Source organism: Pseudoalteromonas sp. Z9A4 (assembly GCF_011378845.1).
In the GTDB taxonomy this organism is placed as follows: domain Bacteria; phylum Pseudomonadota; class Gammaproteobacteria; order Enterobacterales; family Alteromonadaceae; genus Pseudoalteromonas; species Pseudoalteromonas arctica.
Map to the genome: position 1 here is coordinate 1 of NZ_WTLA01000059.1, position 1,284 is coordinate 1,284.

1 rRNA gene is annotated in these 1,284 nt (G+C 49.9%); it reads right to left on the minus strand.

The features are described 5' to 3' along the window. Positions 1 to 113: 113 nt before the first annotated feature. Positions 114 to 1,284 (minus strand): 23S ribosomal RNA (locus GQR54_RS19415); the annotation flags it as partial.

Below are 1,284 nucleotides of genomic sequence, written 5' to 3' on the forward strand. Positions count from 1 at the left end.
ACTAACTGAATTTGGAAAATATCTGATAATATTTTTTAAGTCTTTCAGTAAATATCTACTTTAGTCATATTAACTTCTGTCTAAACTGTCGCATAAAACGCGTTTGGCGTTGTATGGTTAAGCCTCACGGGTAATTAGTACAAGTTAGCTTAATGGCTCACACCACTTCCACATCTTGCCTATCAACGTTGTAGTCTTCAACGGCCCTTCAGAGACTTTAAAAGTCTAGTGAGAACTCATCTCGAGGCCTGCTTCGCGCTTAGATGCTTTCAGCGCTTATCAGTTCCGAACGTAGCTACCGGGCAATGCCATTGGCATGACAACCCGAACACCAGCGGTTCGTTCACTCCGGTCCTCTCGTACTAGGAGCAACCCCTCTCAATTCTCAAACGCCCACGGCAGATAGGGACCGAACTGTCTCACGACGTTCTAAACCCAGCTCGCGTACCACTTTAAATGGCGAACAGCCATACCCTTGGGACCGACTTCAGCCCCAGGATGTGATGAGCCGACATCGAGGTGCCAAACACCGCCGTCGATATGAACTCTTGGGCGGTATCAGCCTGTTATCCCCGGAGTACCTTTTATCCGTTGAGCGATGGCCCTTCCATTCAGAACCACCGGATCACTATGACCTACTTTCGTACCTGCTCGACGTGTCTGTCTCGCAGTTAAGCTGGCTTCTACCATTACACTAACCGTACGATGTCCGACCGTACTTAGCCAACCTTCGTGCTCCTCCGTTACTCTTTAGGAGGAGACCGCCCCAGTCAAACTACCCACCAGGCACTGTCCGTAACCCCGATTCAGGGGCCAACGTTAGAACATCAAAACTACAAGGGTGGTATTTCAAGGTTGACTCCACAACAACTAGCGTCGCTGCTTCAAAGTCTCCCACCTATCCTACACATGTAGGTTCAATGTTCAGTGCCAAGCTGTAGTAAAGGTTCACGGGGTCTTTCCGTCTAGCCGCGGGTACACAGCATCTTCACTGCGATTTCAATTTCACTGAGTCTCGGGTGGAGACAGCGTGGCCATGGTTACACCATTCGTGCAGGTCGGAACTTACCCGACAAGGAATTTCGCTACCTTAGGACCGTTATAGTTACGGCCGCCGTTTACCGGGGCTTCGATCAAGAGCTTCTCCCTAAGGATAACCCCATCAATTAACCTTCCGGCACCGGGCAGGTGTCACACCGTATACGTCATCTTGCGATTTTGCACAGTGCTGTGTTTTTAATAAACAGTCCCAGCCACCTGGTCACTGCGGCTCCCGTCCGCTTA